The organism is Wolbachia endosymbiont of Leptopilina clavipes, assembly GCF_006334525.1.
Taxonomy (GTDB): Bacteria; Pseudomonadota; Alphaproteobacteria; order Rickettsiales; family Anaplasmataceae; genus Wolbachia.
On record NZ_QJHA01000019.1, the window covers coordinates 1 to 15,961 of the forward strand.

The following is a 15,961-nucleotide window of genomic DNA, read 5'->3' on the forward strand; positions in this document are numbered from 1 at the left end:
ACTTGCAAAGCAATTAGGAAATGTATCACAGGCGTGTAAAGTAATGGGATATTCAAGGGATACATTTACCGCTTCAAAGAACTGTATGAAACAGGAGGAGAAGAGGCTTTACACGAGATAAGCAAAAGCAAGCCATTGTATGCAAATAGAGTGTCGGAGGATATAGAAAAAGCAGTAGTTGAAATAGCAATAGAGTTTCCAGCATACGGACAAGAAAGAGCAGCAAACGAACTGAAAAAGAGAGGAATTCTCATCTCTGCAAGTGGAATAAGATCAGTGTGGCAAAGAAACGATCTTGAAAATTTTAAAAAGAGGTTAAAGGCATTAGAAGCAAAAGTAGCTCAGGATGGTATCATTTTAACAGAAGAACAGATAACAGCTCTAGAAAAGGCTAAGGAAGAAAAAGAGGCCCATGGAGAAATTGAAACAGAGCATCCAGGATACTTAGGTAGCCAAGACAGTTATTATGTTGGTAATATCAAAGGTATTGGACGAATTTACCAGCAAACCTTTGTTGATACCTATTCCAGAGTTGCTTTTGCTAAGCTTTACACAGAAAGGACTGCTATCACAGCTGCAGATCTTCTTAATGATAGGGTAGTACCGTTCTTTGATGAACAGAAAGTATCATTGCTACGTGTTTTGACGGATCGTGGTACAGAGTATTGTGGCAGACCTGAAAATCACGCTTACCAGCTATATTTAGGGGTAGAAAATATTGATCATTCTCGAACCAAAGCTCGTTCTCCACAGACTAATGGCATATGTGAAAGGTTCCACAGAACTATGCAAGATGAATGTTACAATATTATCTTTAGAAAGAAAATTTACACCTCTTTGGCAGAACTTCAGTTAGACGTAGACCATTGGGTGCATTCTTACAATAGATCTAGACCGCATTCAGGTAAATATTGCTATGGTAAGACTCCTATGCAAACCTTTTTTGATAGTATGCATATTGCTTATCAGAAAAATATTGATAGCATTAAACAGGATGCTGATTTTGGTTTTGACTTTGTTAATTCTTCTGTCAGTTAATTCATGCTTGTCAGATTAAGTCTAGACTATTACAGTTAAAGTAATTACTTAGCAAGCAATGGGTTTCATGTAATGGTAACCCTATTACAGAAGAGTATGAGCCACGTAAAAATAATACAAACATTCCTGCAAGACCTTGTATGTTGCACCCCCCTGCCCTGTTTTTCCACTCTTCTGATGCTAAATAATATTTAATTTCTTGTTCGCTGAGACGCTTAAATTTCACTATTGTAACTACAGTCCTAATATGCTGTTTAGATTGATCAGGAGTTAATAAACACACACTGGTGTATACTCTATGCCTTCTTCCTGATAACAAGCGAACGCATTTTTCTGCTTGCTCAACGTTTTCAGCTTTGAGCAGTATCCTTCTACCACAAGCAACAACTGTATCAACACCAAGCACAAAGTAATTTGGATTTGAACTTTGTGTTTTCTCAGCTTTACTTTTTGCCATACGGATTGAGTAATCTCTTGGAAGTTCCTTTTTTAAAGGAACTTCATCTATGTCTGCTGGCAAAATTAAACCTGGCTCAATATTTATTTGTTTTAGTAAAGCTATACGCCTTTTCGATGATGAAGCAAGAATAAGATTATTTAGAGATCGTTCTGTCACTTGTACCTTTAAGCCTTCTAATTATCCTACCCTTTTTTGCATTCCTATCATAAACACTCATCTCAACCAACACCCTATCGCCTATAATTATGCGTATTTTACTTCTTCTCACTTTCCCTGATACATGACAGATAATCTCATGTTCATTGTCCAGCTTCACTCTAAATTCTGCTGCAGGTAGTAAAGCAGTTACTGCCCCTTCCACTTCAAAAATTGTTTTTGATTTGTCTTCTCTTATCATTGTCGTATTATAATTTAATAATCTTTTTCAGTCTACTATAGATTTTAAATTATTATCAATACAGGAGATTTTTATACTCTACTTGAGTATTGCTCTTGCAACTTAACTCCAATCATCTCCTTAACAATGCAAGAGGAAAGCGAGCTACCTACGCTTCTACTCTCTACTACCTTCTCAATAGAAGTTATGTTAGAAGATAAATCATTATCACAATTTTCCTCATCGCTATCAAGTCCACTATCAAAACTTGAAGATCTGGATAACTCTGTCTTCTTTTGTGAGGCACTATCAGGCTCACTAAAAACGTTTCCTGCTAGAGTATAAAATTGATGATTGAAGCTTCTTTGTTCAATAGAACTCATGTTAGAAGATAAACCATTATCACTACCATATCCGCCATCAGAGCTTGAAGATCTGAGTAACGTCATCTTTTCTTCCAGTGGAACACAAGACTCATTATTAGTCTCATTAAAAATATTTCTTGTTGGAGTATAAAATTGATTATTGAGGCTTCTTTGTTCATCAGCATGAATTTTTTCTCCCAGTCCATCAGCTATTTCTACAACTTTATCATCCCATTCATTCTCACACTCTAGCTTCTTCTTAACTCTTCAACTTCCCATGCTAGTTTGCATATCCCTTGTTCATAAGATTCCAGTTGTGCTTTATGCTCATCTTTCAACTCTTGCACTTGAAGTTTTAAATTGCTTATATACTGCTCCTTTTCCTTCATTATGTGTGCTGCTTCTTTTAATTTGTCTTCTAACTCCTTCTTTTCTGTATTAACACCTTTTAGCTTACCCTCTAGCTTTCCTTTTGCTTCACATACATTTTTAAGTTCTTGTGCTTTCTCTTGTAACTCTGCTAACACACTTGCTAACTTTTCATCTTTTTGTGCCAGTTCAGTTTGCAATTCCGTGTTTTTTCGCTCTTCTTTTCCAAAACTGTTTTGTAAATCAGTTATTTGTTGTGAAGCAATTTCTGGTTGAGTTTCAGTGTGCTGTAAATTGGCTTCCAATGCATTGCTATTAATAGAAGGAGAAGAAGGAAGGCTATTATCAGCATCAACTTTATGATCTAACTTCCCCTCTGGTTCCTTACCTTGATAAGCCACCATAGATTCATTGTAAAGATTAATAGGAGTAGCCCTATTCTCTTCTAGTGATTCCATTACAGCATCATATAAGGAGAGACCTTGAATATATAATTCATCGTTTTGCTTTATTAATTCTAGAATCTCCTTCGATGAAACAAAATCTTCACCATTAAATTTTAGTATTTCAGTTATGCCATCGCTACTCACATTCATAATCATGGTACACATTCCTGATCCATCTTTTGCAGCCCAAGTGCTTGTCATTTCATAATATGCACCTTCTTTAAATTCATAATATCTTTTCTTATCTTTTTTATGAGCGTGTATTTCATGTTTTTTATTGCAATAGATATTCAGTTCTTTAATATCTTTCTCTTGCTGTAAAACGTCACTAATCTTTGTTGGCTCACTATTGTCGTAATGAGTAAGGTTAATATTCAAAACTTTATTATTATTGTCAATTTCTTCACAGTAAACTTGAAAGTCCTCTTTCCATTTTCCAAAATACCTACTTGCAACTTCTTTTCCTTCCTTTACTAACTCTATGTATTTACCTATATTTTTCTCAAAGTCCTCATTAACAGGCTTTTCTCTTTCTTTTACTGCTTCATCCACATACATTCGCTTAAAATCATTATCACCTTAGATTACTAAAACGCCAATTACCATAAGCTTTTTGTATATCAGTAAAGTCCATCTTTTCTCTCAAAAGCGCTAATAAGCTTATCTTATCTCTCAAATTTTCTAACTCACAATCGAGAAAATCATCGAAACTGCATAACTTTTTATACAGTTCCCTATCTTCTATAATTGAGTGAAGAAATTTCATTATAGTAAGGTTCTTAATGGAAGGCTCATTTTTTTCTGCATCATTAATATAGCTTTTGAGAAATTGAAATATACCAAGCCCATCACTATCTTGGACAAACTTCTCTCTATCATTAAAACAATTGTTGCCCTGTGATGAACATAATCTATTATGCAATTTTTGCAAGTCATGTATTGACTTAACTACATATTCTGCAACTGACAATTCTCTCAGCTGATCACTTGTTTTTTTCCGCTTTTACTGCTTTGTCTCCCTTAGTCAAACCTGCAATCATAATACGCCTTCTTTAACTATGTTTATATTATAACAATCAACATGTATTTAAGAAAAATCACACTGCTCACTGTACGTTTACGCTGCTACTTTGCATAATAGATTGCTTGAAGTCACACAAGTATCGTTTTTTATTAGATAAAAGTTAACAAGACGTTTTCATAGATTTTTAAGCTTAATAACATCCTCTCTATTGGGACTAGTTGAAATTAGATGAATTGGTACACCTATTAATTCTTCTATTTTTCTCACATATTTCATCAAATTTGCAGGTAATTCCTTAACTGACCTTTTGCCTTGAGTTTTCTCTTTCCAACCAGGAAATTCTTCATATATTGGCTCTAATTCTTTTTGTATTGAATGTGATGCGGGTAAATAATCATACATTTTTCCGCCATACTTATAACCAGTGCCTATTTTAATAGTATCAAAAGAATCAAGAATATCTAATTTGGTTAATACAATGCTTGAAACTCCAGAGAGTTGTACGGCCTGGCGCACTAAAACTGCGTCAAACCATCCGCAGCGCCTTCTTCTATTGCTTACTGTTCCAAGTTCCTTACCTATAGAAAATAAGCTGTCTCCAATCTCGTTATTTTGTTCAGTAGGAAATGGACCATTACCCACTCTTGTTGTATACGCTTTTGCTACACCAATAATGTGAGCATTGTAGGATAATCCTGAGCCTGTTATCGCTTGCGATGCTACGGTATTACTTGAAGTAACAAAAGGGTAAGTTCCGTGGTCGATATCTAAAAATGCGCCTTGAGCGCCTTCAAATATTATTTTCTTACCTTCTTTCATAAAATCATTTAGTATCTTCCACACAGGTTTTTTATATAAAAGAATTTTTTCTGAAATCTCTTGAATTTCCTTTAATATTTCTTCTTTTTTAACTACCTGGTAGTTAAGTCCTTTTCTGATAGCATTATGGTAACTCAGGAGAGCATCCACTCTTTGATTGAGCTCATCTGTGTTTTCTAAGTCACAAAGGCGTATAGCTCTCCTGCCAACTTTATCTTCATAACATGGCCCTATCCCTTTGTTTGTTGTACCAATTTTGTGATTTCCGTTTAAATCTTCAAATAGCTTTTCCTTGTCCTTATGTACGCTAAGTATTAATGGACAGCTCTCGGATACCATCAAGTTGTTATAGTTTACGTCCACTCCTTTAACTTTCAATGACTCTATTTCTGAGACTAGAGCATGTGAATCAAGAGCAACACCGTTTCCTATAATAGATATTTTGTCCGCTCTCAAAACAGCAGAGGGCAGTAAATTTAATTTATAAACCTCATCATCTATTACTATAGTGTGCCCTGCATTATTTCCTCCCTGAAATCTCACAACTACATCTGCATTCTCAGAAAGATAATCTACTATTTTACCCTTGCCTTCGTCACCCCATTGCAGACCAACAATTACAATATTATTCATCACTATTTTCTAGATTAATACGTAAATATTAATGCAGTATGCTACAAATGAAAAGAGAAATCTACGCCTTTCCTATATCCCTAAAATAAAGAAATAGACTATCGACTTTTTTATATATTATAAAATTATTCATCATTATATGGTACAACTTACAGCATATTTATAGTAAGGTGTTAATTATGAAAGAGGCAAAGAAGAGTCCGGTAGTTAGATTAAAGGCCACAGCTAAAGAATTCAATTTTAGTAAATTAAGAGCAGATCAAGCTAATAAATTAGCGAATTCCGGTGAAACAATGTTCTTAGATTTTCAAAGAATGAATTTTATTATTAATGAAAAAGAAATAGATAAAAATTTTATTATTGCATTTAAGGAGGGAGCTAAAGGTTATAAAAATGAGATTTTTAACCGTGATAATTTTGATAACCTCTCTGAAGAAGGTAAAGCTTTTATGGAACCAGTACTTAAGGAGCTTGATCAAGATAGACTATCTGAAGTTTGGGAAAATCATTGTAATAGCCCTACAGTTGCTGATGAAAAAAAAATTGATGAATATAGAAAGGAATTTGAGAGATTTTATAACGCAGGGAGAAGCTCTTATCATCTATTCTCCAAAAAAGATTACCGTGCATTAGCAAAGGAAATTTTCAAGGAAATGTTCAGGTACGCTGGGGCAGAAGTTCCAAGTAATGCTATTTTAGAAGAGCTAGTCACCAATTGTAATCAAGCAGGGTATGAAGCTGGTATATTTAATGAATCTCATGCAGCACTCAGTAGTTGTAGCTTGATTCCACATAGTCCTAAAAAAGCGCTAAACATTTACTGCACTGATCACAACCACATAAAAGTGAAGTCTGATATGGCAATGCCTATAACCACGCTTAACAATCCGAAAGAGAAAATATGTAACCTATCCAGCTCATTAGAATTCACACTTGAATCTCAAGATAGCAAAAATGGTATAATATATAAAGAAGGTAAGTTATCACTTACTATTCCTGAAGAGCTAAAAAACTATAAAGATAATGGCAAGAGCTTGTTTGACATTATTAAAGAATATTTTCAGAAATTCTGTGCAGAACTAGGATTAAAATATGAGACAAAAATACAAATAGAGCATAACTTAGGTACTCAAATCAAAGTAAATAACTATTTAGATGGTACGATATCAACCATAGGATCAGATGCAAATGAAGAATTTATTAATCTTTTAAGCAAAAACCTCAGAGAGAAGTTATTGGAATCAGGAGTTGCTCTAGGAGGTGAAGATGTTGATGATATTATTGAAGTCAGAGTATCTGCAGTTATGGATCTACTGCGTGATTATACTAAATTGGAAGATAATAAAGAAAACAGAGAGTTATTAATAAGTGAAGTAGCAGATAATTTAGGGCTTTCCACTCAAGATAAAACAGCATCAGAAGTATTGATGGAATTAAACTCTTTACCTTCTTCGATAAAAGGTCAGGTTAATCATAATCAAGTGCAGTTTGTTGTAAATATTTTTACCAATTTAATTGTTGAAGGAAAAAGCGAAGTATACAAAGAAAAAAATGCAATTAATGCAATTAATGCAATTCATCAGAAGATAGATAAGGCAATTGTTGAGCAAGAAAAAAGAGTAACCAACAAACAAGATATAGAGAATGATAAATGGACAGATAAAATAAAAAAACAGAGATTATCTATGGAATCACATGGGCATTTGCATTAAAGATACTGTGTACAGAGGCGTAGTATGCTCAATTTTCGCCTTTCATTTAAAGCACTCAAATTGACCAAACACACTCAATCCAAAGCGTTTGTAGATTCGATATCTTGAGTAACTTGACGCAGAGAGAATTGTATACCTTAGTCAACTTTTCTAGCGGTATCCATAAGGTAAATCATTATTTGAGTGTTACACCAAGCCCTCTTTATTTTCCTCTGTTATCAAGCTAAAAATACCATTTGGTTTCATTATGTATACGAAACTATTATGCTTGCAAGAAAAAAAACCCTAAAAAACTGGAAAAGAGAATAGGAATTTGACATAAGCTATTCCCAAATTTTCAATGTTCATATGGTTATAAGCAGTACAGCTATTAATCATCCATTATTGATATACCTGAATTATTCTCAGTAAATAAATCAAGTATAATGTTAGGTACTCTACCGTCAACTATGTGAACAACCCCTGCACATTCTTCTACCATTTTAGTATATGACATAAGCCTTTCAACAAATTTTTCTCCTTTAATTTTTCCACAATCAATCGATTCTTTTAAATTTTTAATCAAGACTCTTCTATTGTCAACTTTGTTTATTTCTTCATCTGTATCACTCAAGATTATCATTTTAGATGCGTAAACTGCAAGTGCAATTGCACTTGCAGTGCTATCAGTATCAATATGATATGTTTCTCCATTTTTTCCATAACCGATAGGTGCAATAACTGGTATAGAATCTGATTCTTCAATAAAGAATAATATATCAGGATTGATTTCAGTTGGTCTACCGATAAATCCCATGTCTAGTATTTTTTCAATATTATTTAATCTATTTTCCCTAAGCGTAGTGCTTATCTTTTCAGCTTTTATGAGGTTGCCATCTTTTCCACATAGTCCAATAGCTGAACCACCAGCAGAATTTATATGCTGAACAATTTTTTTATTAATTGAACCACACAGTGCCATTTCAATGATTTTCATAGTGCTTTTGTCTGTAAGTCTGACACCATTTATAAACTTATCATTCATACCTAGCATTTTTAACACTAAGTTAATTTCACATTCTCCGTCATGAACTACCACCGGATTTATACCAAGCTGTTTCAACAGAACAACATTATGCGCAAAAGCACTAAGCAGCGTTTCATCTGAGATTATTACACTGCTGCATTTGATGATAAAAGTTTCGCCTACAAATTTAGGTATGTTAGACAGAACTTCAAATAATATTTCTGTTTTTTCCTTCAATGGCATCTTACCATTTAAAGATTCATCACTTTTCATTTTTTTATCTTGTAAATTTGAAAAACTCATCTCTTACCTTGGTGATTTTATGCTTAACACGAATGCTTATTTGATGAATTGATACATGTTCATTATTAACCCACTTTTGAGTATTTTCTAGAATAGCATTTAGACTTTCCTGATTCACTTTATCTATTTTTGTTAGCACAATATTAAAGTTAATATTACTACATATTAACCAATAAACAAAGTCTTTGTCTATTTCTTTTAATCCTACCTTGCTATCTATAAGCACAAACACTCTTTTTAGATTTCTCCTGTGAATTAGATAGTACTCAATTAGGTTTAAGTATTGTACTGCTTCTTCCTTGCTTGCACAAGAATAGCCATAACCCGGTAGGTCGACAATCCTAAACTTATCATTGTACATAGAGTAAAAATTTATTTGTCTAGTGCATCCAGGTTTAGAAGAAACTCTTGCAGCTTTTTTGCTGTTTATCAGCAAGTTGATTAAACTTGATTTTCCTACGTTTGATCTACCAGCAAATGCAATCTCTGGAGCCGACTCATCTGGTAATGATTTTTTGTCTGAAGCTCCAAATATGAAGCTGCAGATTGATGTTATCTGTTTTGCCATTATACTTAGGTAGAAATATTCGAGACAATTATAGTGTTATTGCTTGATATAAGAAATTTTTTATTTCAGTATATATTACTTACTTAAACAGCTGAAAACTAGACCTGTACTATATGGATATAGACAATAATTTACAAGACTTAAAAAAAAAGTTTTCTGATGTAGAGAGAAATCTGGAAAACCCTACCAATTTGAGTCAAAAAGAATTCGTTAGTTTTTCAAAGGAATACTCTGAACTCAGACCAATTATCGAGATAATCGATGAATATAATATATTAAAAGAGGAAATTTCAGATTTAGAAGAAATCATGAAAGATGAGAACAGCGATGGTGATATAAAAGGGTTAGCAAAAGAAGAACTTCTTGAGAAGCAAAAGATACTATTACCGAAAGTAAAAGCAAAACTAAAGTTGGCATTATTACCCAAAGATGAAGATGACTCAAGAAATGCAATATTAGAAATTAGAGCAGGCACAGGCGGAGAAGAAGCAGCATTATTTGCAGCGATGTTATTTCGTATGTATCAAAAATATGCAGAAAGAAGAAATTGGAAGTTTGAGCCAATAAGTATTTCTAATACAGGTATAGGTGGCTATAAGGAAGCTTCTGCACTCATTAATGGAACAGAAGTTTTTGCAAGACTGAAATTTGAGTCAGGGGTGCACAGAGTACAAAGAGTGCCAGAAACTGAATCCTCAGGAAGATTGCACACTTCCGCAGCTACTGTTGCAATATTACCTGAAGTAGAAGAGGTTGACTTTGAAATAGAAGAAAAAGATTTACGCATAGATGTTTATAGATCCAGTGGTCCTGGAGGGCAATCAGTGAATACAACTGACAGCGCAGTAAGAGTCACCCACTTGCCAACAGGGATAGTTGTAATACAGCAAGATGAAAAATCGCAGCACAAAAATAAGGCTAAAGCGCTCAAAGTGTTGAGAGCAAGGCTATACGAAATTGAAAGACAAAAAAAAGAAATGGAAAGGTCAACAATGAGGAAAAGCCAAATTGGTTCTGGAGATCGCTCTGAACGTATAAGAACTTATAACTTTCCACAATCAAGAATAACAGATCATAGAATTAATCTCACTTCACATCGACTAGAACAGATTATAAAAGAAGGTGAACTAGATGAATTTATTGAGGCATTGATTTCACGAAATGAAGCAGAAAGGTTGACTGGAGGGGGTAATGTTACTTTTTGATGGAAATTTGAAACAAAGCATAGGTATCAGGTTAAAAAGAAGTAAAGTTAGTTGTTCATAAGGTTGACAATTATTTAAATTTATGCTATAATTAGCAGCTCTATAACTTACAGAAACCATGGAAGTTGACTTTAATCAATATGTTAATAGTAACACCTTAGAGTTAAATAATCTATATGTATATATGGAAAAGCTAGTAAACTTTTTACAGAAAAAGCAAAATATTACAAGCTTGACTTTATCTAATTGTTATATTGATGCTCAGTGCGGAGAAGTTTTAAATGAAGCATTAGAGAATATTAATCTTCCAAATATTACTGAGTGTAAATTAACTTCTAGCATTATTGGCGCAGAAGGCTCAATAGCAATCACTAAATTGTTAAAGAATGGTAACTTTCCAAATCTTATTAAACTTGATTTAATTTCTAATGATATTGATGTTGAAAGTGGAATAATATTAATGAGTGCGCTAAGGGGTGGTAGTTTTTCAAATATTAAAGAATTTAATTTACTTTATGACAACGTCTGCAACGAAGGCATAGCAGCATTACGTGAATCATAGAACAACAATATGCTTCCAAATCTTATTAAGTTTAGTTTTCCCTTTAGTATTACTAATGATAACAAAGATATGGAAATGTCAAACGAATACCTATTCGGTTAATAGCATCATATAGAAAAAGGCAAGTTACATTTATTTGTTGCTGCTCATAGAACATCCAAATTCAACTATAGACCTGCTAAAAGGTGTAGGAAATCTTACTGCTATTGACATTATTGCGAAAATTCCATCAATTGATAACTTCCTATTCTGTGCAAAAAAATAAGAAAGGAGAGGAAAAAAGGATTAGTTTCTTTTATGATTATCCAAGAAGTCTAGTCTAAATTCAAGTTTTGTGAATAGGCTAGCGCTTAAATTTTTGATCAAAAAGGGACAAGTTTAGTAAAAAATAATGATATTATAAGTGGAACATAAAATAGTCCCACTGCAGTACTAATTAGGAGCAATAAAGTAGCTTTATCTGGTTGGTAATTTAAAATATTAGCAAGTATTATACTGGATCCAGAAATCGGAATAATAGCCAGTAACATCAGTGCTTTATAGATGCTTTCATCGTATATACCTGTAACATGCTTGTCTAGCAAGACAATTCCCAAAACAAATAACGGCCAGAATATGTACTTTGCTACAATAGTGGTCAAGGCAAGCTTCCAATCTACTTTAAAATTTGTAATTTGTGCAATACTTACTCCAAGCAGCACCATTCCTAATGTGATAAATGTACTTCTGATATTTATCATAACATCTGTCAAAAAAGTGGGTATTTGTATATCATATATACTTAAAAAGAAACCTAGAATCATTGCATATAATGAGGGAAGTTTGAGTAACTTTAATACGCATTCTTTTGCAGTATAGATACCATTTGCAGCTATATAAAATCCCAAGCTATTTTCAAATAGTGCCATTCCTATGTAACAGACAACATACACAGACACTGAATCTTCATCAAATAAAGCAATGGCAATCGGTAGACCAAAATAACCCATACTTGTGCTGCCCGAGCTAAACGCTAATATGTTTCTCGTGTTGTCCTTAAATAAAAAAGAAGAAAGATAATAAACTGATAAAGACATAGTACTACCTATAAACCATATCAAAATCGGCAGAGAAATTACTTTTAAATTAACTTCTGTATGAGATACTCCGTATAAAATCACTATTGGATTAGCTATATAAAAGAGTATTTGAGATATAGTATTTCTATCAATTTTAAGATATCTTCCTGCTAAGTAACCAATAAGTATTGTAATGTAAATAGGTAATATTTTGAGGAAAAGAGTAGAGAACATGCTAGCCTATTGTGATATCTTTGCTGATAAAGTGATATTAGATTTTAAGATATTGTAAAAGTAAGTAAAATTTATTTTCCAATTAATCAAGTTCATAGTTAGTTAAAAAAAGATTCACTGAGTGCCAAAATTTGTTCTTATATAGGACTTAATAATGATGTTTTTATGATTAAATTATGTTAAGTTTGTATAAAGCTCCTTGTATATTTTTATAAACCACTTGTAGTAATTTAGGTAGATTGTTGAAAAAACACTCATCTTGAATGGTTCTCAGGAATTCTTGCCTTAATCATTAAAATCGCACTATTACTTTCCATAATTTTTTTAAAGCCAACTTTTTCGTAAACACGGATTGCACAAACATTTGCTATACCTGGGTCGACAAAGGCATTCTCATAAACTTTAAAGACAAATTTGTTTAAAAATATATTCAAAGCTTGTGAACCAACTCCTTTACCTACATAATTCAGCTCTCCGATATACCAGTCTATAGCAGCACAACTTTCTGGAAGTTCTAAAGTGTTATAGACCTGTTCAGGTGGGAAATCATGTTTGTTGTAATATTGAATATAACCAATATCAACTCCATCACAATTAATAATGAATGCGTGCATTGGTTTTTCAATAATTTGTGTCTCAAACTTCAAACGTTTGAACCCCTTAATGTAGGTACTATATTTTTTCTCAATTAACTCTGGTGTCCAATTTATATCTGCATCCCACCATAGCTTTACGTGAGGTGTTTCTAACCATTTTAATAACAGTAAAAAATGTTCTTCTTTCAACGCTTTAAATGTGATATTTTTATTCATTAATGAAAAATCTCAAATGTTACTACCTCTAATTGCCAAGTTCATTGAGATTGACATTTCCGTACCTAGTTTTCCTGATATGGTGCGCTATTTTAACGTATCAGAAGGAACAATTCAATTAACTATTGCTTATAATTTCCTAGGCTTTTGCATAGGAGGGTTATTTTTTGGTCCATTGTCTGAATGTTATGGCAGAAGAAGGATTATGATCATAGGTAACACTTTGTTATTAATCGGCGCTGTTGGTTGTGTTTTTGCACCGTCGGTTTTTTCCCTTTTAATTTCTCGTTTTATTCAAGGTATTGGTGCAAGCACATCTATAGTTGTGTTTGCAATCGTTGCAGACAGTTATCAGGGTGACAAAGCAATAAAATTTATTGGAATCATGAATTCTGTTCTAACAGTTGTCATGGCAATTGCGCCAGTGTTAGGCAGTTTCATCAATGAAATTGTAGGGTGGCGTGGTAATTATGCAACTGTTGCAATACTTTATTTAATCTCTTGGGTTTTGCTGCTTTTTCTGTTACCAGAAACAAAAAAGGACCGCGATATTTTCAGTTTAAAAAAAATGATGAAAGATTACAGAAAACTACTATCTAGTCCGAGATTTGTTACGTTGTCTTTGGTACCGAGTCTCTTTTCTGCCGCTTATATGTCATTCATCACTTGTGGACCTTTTCTGTATATGAAGACTTTTGGTTTATCTAGCACTATTTATGCACTACATCAAGGTGCAATAGTTGGTCCTTCTCACTTATTAGCCTGTTTTCCAGTAAGATCTTAAAGAAACTTGGAGCAATATGGTGTGTAATTTCTGGTACAAGCGTGGGTGCTATTGGGTCTCTATTACTTGTAATACTCAGTTTAATCATGCCCCATTCTTCCTACTTAGTAACACTATCTATGATTATTTTTTCTATCGGTTGTGCAATATGCCAGCCAGTGATTTTTAACGCATCAATAAACGTTTTTCCTGAAATTAAAGGTACGGCTTCTTCTGCACTCTCGTTCATTAGAGCTTTTGTTATGGCTATTTTTATCAGCTTAACAAGCTACGTTTACAACGGTCAGGCAATCAATATATCTCTTCTTGTTCTATCTGCAGTAGCGCTAGAACTTATTTTTACTGCCTATTTATTGTTTTCAAGATCTGGAGAAAATCTATAATCACCATATAGATCCTTCTCATTTCTAGTTATTGCGGTAATATGTATTGCAATTTTGCCGGCTGCTCTAAATGTATCTCTTCCACATCACCTAGTCTATATTAGTTAACAAGTATGAGCTTGCTCATGCGTCTAAAATTTGGGAGCCAACCTTCAACAATCCAATCAAATTCTAACTTTCTTTAAAATACTGTTTCTTGCTGTTTTTATACCCTAAAAAATTTTAGCTTACTTTTTCGCTAGTTCGTTCAAATAGCATTAGTACGATTTACTTTTTTTGGGATGTAGAGATTTTCTAGGGATTGTCTTCTTGAGTTCTGTAGTATTTTGTTCAACATTGAAACGAGAGTCCCGTTTCAAGCATTGAAGTGACGAATCAAGAGCTGCTTTTATCCCATCCCTATCAACTATTTGAGTAGTTGACAATGGAATCCAGTTATTTTCGTTTATACTAATCAATACATCAAATTCTATGCTATTATTGTGTTGTTTGACGTTGCTGGCTCTAATCTTATCATTCCCAAACCCAAACGTTATAGAATTATTCTCATCATAATTGACGCTTGCAGAATCAGGTAAAACCGCAAAATCCGCGTTGTTTACAAATCGAGAAAATGCATTTTTGATTTCGTTAAATGTACCGTAATGGTCTATATGGTCGTCATTAATACTTGTTACAACAGCAATATTTGCAGGAATTTTTAACATAGTTCCATCAGACTCATCAGCCTCGATTAAAAAAATGTCACTCTTGCCAAGTTTTGAATTACTCTGATAGGAGTTTAATACTCCTCCCACAATTACAGTAGCATCAGTACCAGAATGATCAAAAATGGAAGCAATCATAGCTGTTGTTGTTGTCTTGCCACTTGAACCAGAAACCGCTATCACATATTTACCTTTCATAATTTTAGCCAGCATGTCTGACCTATGCAAAACTGTTTTATTGTTATTTCTTGCTGCAACTAGCTCCACATTATCAGGTTTTATTGAGGAAGAATGTACAACTATTTGAGCTTGTCTAATACTACTTGCATCGTGACCAATATAGACCTCTATACCTAATTTTTGTAACCTATCTATATTGTCGTTTGATCGCGTATCACTGCCTTGAATTTTATAACTGGAATTATGAAGAATTTCAGCAATTGCGCTCATTCCAATTCCACCTATACCGATTATATGTATTACTTCTTTTTTAGGGTTCTGTCGCATTTGTAGGGAAGTAGAAAGAAGAATGATATAATTGTCTAAAAAAAAAGCAAAGATGTTTCGTATCAATCAAAAATTGTTGCCATATTTCAAAGGATTTAGCTTTTCAGCGGATGTTATCTGTATACATGAAATGTCGATTCTCTTTGAGCTATCGAGATTTGGAAGAAATGATGAGTATAAGGGGAGCAAAATGCTACGTTACAAAGGTGGGTTATCACCACTGATAGATGAGGCAGTAAGGAAAAGAAAGAAGCAGGTTGGTAGTAGTTGGAGAGACTTACATTAAATTAAACGGTAAATGGGTTTATTTATATACTGTAGACTTCCTCTTGTGTGTTATAGCCCTTCCCATAATAGTCCAAAAAGGTCATAAGAAAGAAGAATCGACAGCATGACGAAAAGATTTGAATAAAGGAATGTTTTTCCTGGTTCTGTTTTTTATAGCAAACCAATAATGTTCAATTTTGTTAAAATCTGGAGAATATGGAGGAAGATATAAAATTTCTGCGCCAACTCCTTTAGCAAATCTTATTAGACTTATGAAAAGTAGCATTATCAAGGATAACAGTTTGTCCAGGTTCCAAAATCGG

The 15,961-nt window shown here is 33.4% G+C and carries 16 protein-coding genes and 4 pseudogenes; 7 read left to right on the top strand and 13 right to left on the bottom strand.

The genetic code is table 11. From position 1 onward, the window contains the following. A pseudogene (locus OUY_RS01640) lies at positions 1 to 1,038 on the top strand (IS481 family transposase); the annotation flags it as partial. Between the two features lie 10 nt (positions 1,039 to 1,048). On the opposite strand, the gene OUY_RS01645 reads toward OUY_RS01640, so the two are convergent. From OUY_RS01645 to OUY_RS01660, 6 genes are all read right to left on the bottom strand, one after another. Then, positions 1,049 to 1,654, bottom strand: coding sequence for a Maf family nucleotide pyrophosphatase (locus OUY_RS01645; protein WP_139686519.1), 606 nt, complete (start codon positions 1,652 to 1,654; stop codon positions 1,049 to 1,051). Next, the gene (gene infA / locus OUY_RS01650) at positions 1,632 to 1,895 is read right to left on the bottom strand and encodes a translation initiation factor IF-1 (protein WP_139686520.1); all 264 of its coding nucleotides are present in this window, start codon (positions 1,893 to 1,895) and stop codon (positions 1,632 to 1,634) included. The genes OUY_RS01645 and infA overlap by 23 nt, the downstream gene beginning before the upstream one ends. A 71-nt stretch (positions 1,896 to 1,966) precedes the next feature. Beyond that, positions 1,967 to 2,323: a hypothetical protein gene (locus tag OUY_RS06325; RefSeq protein WP_246038591.1), complete on the bottom strand. Its 357-nt coding sequence runs from the start codon at positions 2,321 to 2,323 to the stop codon at positions 1,967 to 1,969. A gap of 164 nt (positions 2,324 to 2,487) precedes the next feature. After that, on the bottom strand, positions 2,488 to 3,612 hold the full coding sequence (locus tag OUY_RS06330) for a hypothetical protein (protein WP_246038593.1): 1,125 nt from the start codon (positions 3,610 to 3,612) through the stop codon (positions 2,488 to 2,490). Positions 3,613 to 3,628: 16 nt separating this feature from the next. Beyond that, a complete protein-coding gene (locus OUY_RS06335; RefSeq protein WP_246038595.1) occupies positions 3,629 to 4,024 on the bottom strand; it encodes a hypothetical protein in 396 nt (131 codons plus the stop codon). A gap of 228 nt (positions 4,025 to 4,252) precedes the next feature. Next, positions 4,253 to 5,530: an adenylosuccinate synthase gene (locus tag OUY_RS01660; RefSeq protein WP_010401253.1), complete on the bottom strand. Its 1,278-nt coding sequence runs from the start codon at positions 5,528 to 5,530 to the stop codon at positions 4,253 to 4,255. Positions 5,531 to 5,709: 179 nt separating this feature from the next. On the opposite strand from OUY_RS01660, the gene OUY_RS01665 reads away from it, so the two are divergent. Further along, a complete protein-coding gene (locus OUY_RS01665; RefSeq protein WP_139686521.1) occupies positions 5,710 to 7,242 on the top strand; it encodes a hypothetical protein in 1,533 nt (510 codons plus the stop codon). A 370-nt stretch (positions 7,243 to 7,612) separates the two neighbouring features. On the opposite strand, the gene argB is transcribed toward OUY_RS01665, so the two are convergent. Both argB and yihA read right to left on the bottom strand, forming a co-directional pair. Beyond that, positions 7,613 to 8,521: an acetylglutamate kinase gene (gene argB, locus OUY_RS01670; protein WP_139686522.1), complete on the bottom strand. Its 909-nt coding sequence runs from the start codon at positions 8,519 to 8,521 to the stop codon at positions 7,613 to 7,615. Between the two features lie 4 nt (positions 8,522 to 8,525). Then, entirely contained in the window at positions 8,526 to 9,119 is a 594-nt protein-coding gene (yihA, locus tag OUY_RS01675) for a ribosome biogenesis GTP-binding protein YihA/YsxC (protein ID WP_139686523.1), read from the bottom strand. Positions 9,120 to 9,232: 113 nt separating this feature from the next. Between yihA and prfA the strand changes: the two genes are divergently transcribed. Together prfA and OUY_RS01685 are read left to right on the top strand one after the other, a co-directional pair. Next, complete coding sequence (gene prfA, locus OUY_RS01680; RefSeq protein ID WP_139686524.1) at positions 9,233 to 10,324, top strand: peptide chain release factor 1; 1,092 nt, start codon at positions 9,233 to 9,235, stop codon at positions 10,322 to 10,324. Between the two features lie 118 nt (positions 10,325 to 10,442). Next, a complete protein-coding gene (locus OUY_RS01685; RefSeq protein ID WP_010401259.1) occupies positions 10,443 to 10,886 on the top strand; it encodes a leucine-rich repeat domain-containing protein in 444 nt (147 codons plus the stop codon). A gap of 362 nt (positions 10,887 to 11,248) precedes the next feature. Here the strand turns inward: OUY_RS01685 and OUY_RS01690 are convergent, their stop codons facing one another. Beyond that, the gene (locus OUY_RS01690) at positions 11,249 to 12,178 is read right to left on the bottom strand and encodes an AEC family transporter (protein WP_139686525.1); all 930 of its coding nucleotides are present in this window, start codon (positions 12,176 to 12,178) and stop codon (positions 11,249 to 11,251) included. A 254-nt stretch (positions 12,179 to 12,432) separates the two neighbouring features. Next, on the bottom strand, positions 12,433 to 12,990 hold the full coding sequence (locus OUY_RS01695; protein WP_139686526.1) for a GNAT family N-acetyltransferase: 558 nt from the start codon (positions 12,988 to 12,990) through the stop codon (positions 12,433 to 12,435). A 16-nt stretch (positions 12,991 to 13,006) separates the two neighbouring features. Between OUY_RS01695 and OUY_RS01700 the strand changes: the two genes are divergently transcribed. Further along, positions 13,007 to 13,774 (top strand): MFS transporter, encoded by a 768-nt coding sequence (locus OUY_RS01700; RefSeq protein ID WP_246038597.1) that lies wholly within the window; start codon positions 13,007 to 13,009, stop codon positions 13,772 to 13,774. Between the two features lie 100 nt (positions 13,775 to 13,874). Here OUY_RS01700 and OUY_RS06655 read toward each other — a convergent pair whose 3' ends face one another. Further along, positions 13,875 to 14,003 carry a hypothetical protein gene (locus OUY_RS06655; protein ID WP_281277876.1) on the bottom strand — a complete coding sequence of 43 codons (129 nt, stop codon included), beginning with the start codon at positions 14,001 to 14,003 and terminating at the stop codon, positions 13,875 to 13,877. A 13-nt stretch (positions 14,004 to 14,016) separates the two neighbouring features. Here OUY_RS06655 and OUY_RS06340 point away from each other — a divergent pair, with 13 nt between their 5' ends. Further along, positions 14,017 to 14,157, top strand: a complete 141-nt coding sequence (locus OUY_RS06340) for a hypothetical protein (RefSeq protein ID WP_246038599.1) — start codon at positions 14,017 to 14,019, stop codon at positions 14,155 to 14,157. Positions 14,158 to 14,582: 425 nt separating this feature from the next. On the opposite strand, the pseudogene OUY_RS01705 reads toward OUY_RS06340, so the two are convergent. After that, positions 14,583 to 15,371 (bottom strand): annotated as a pseudogene (locus OUY_RS01705) (Mur ligase domain-containing protein); the annotation flags it as partial. A gap of 52 nt (positions 15,372 to 15,423) precedes the next feature. Between OUY_RS01705 and OUY_RS01710 the strand changes: the two are divergent. Beyond that, a pseudogene (locus OUY_RS01710) lies at positions 15,424 to 15,703 on the top strand (IS6 family transposase); the annotation flags it as partial. A 35-nt stretch (positions 15,704 to 15,738) separates the two neighbouring features. Here OUY_RS01710 and OUY_RS01715 read toward each other — a convergent pair. Next, positions 15,739 to 15,961: pseudogene (locus OUY_RS01715) on the bottom strand (transposase); the annotation flags it as partial.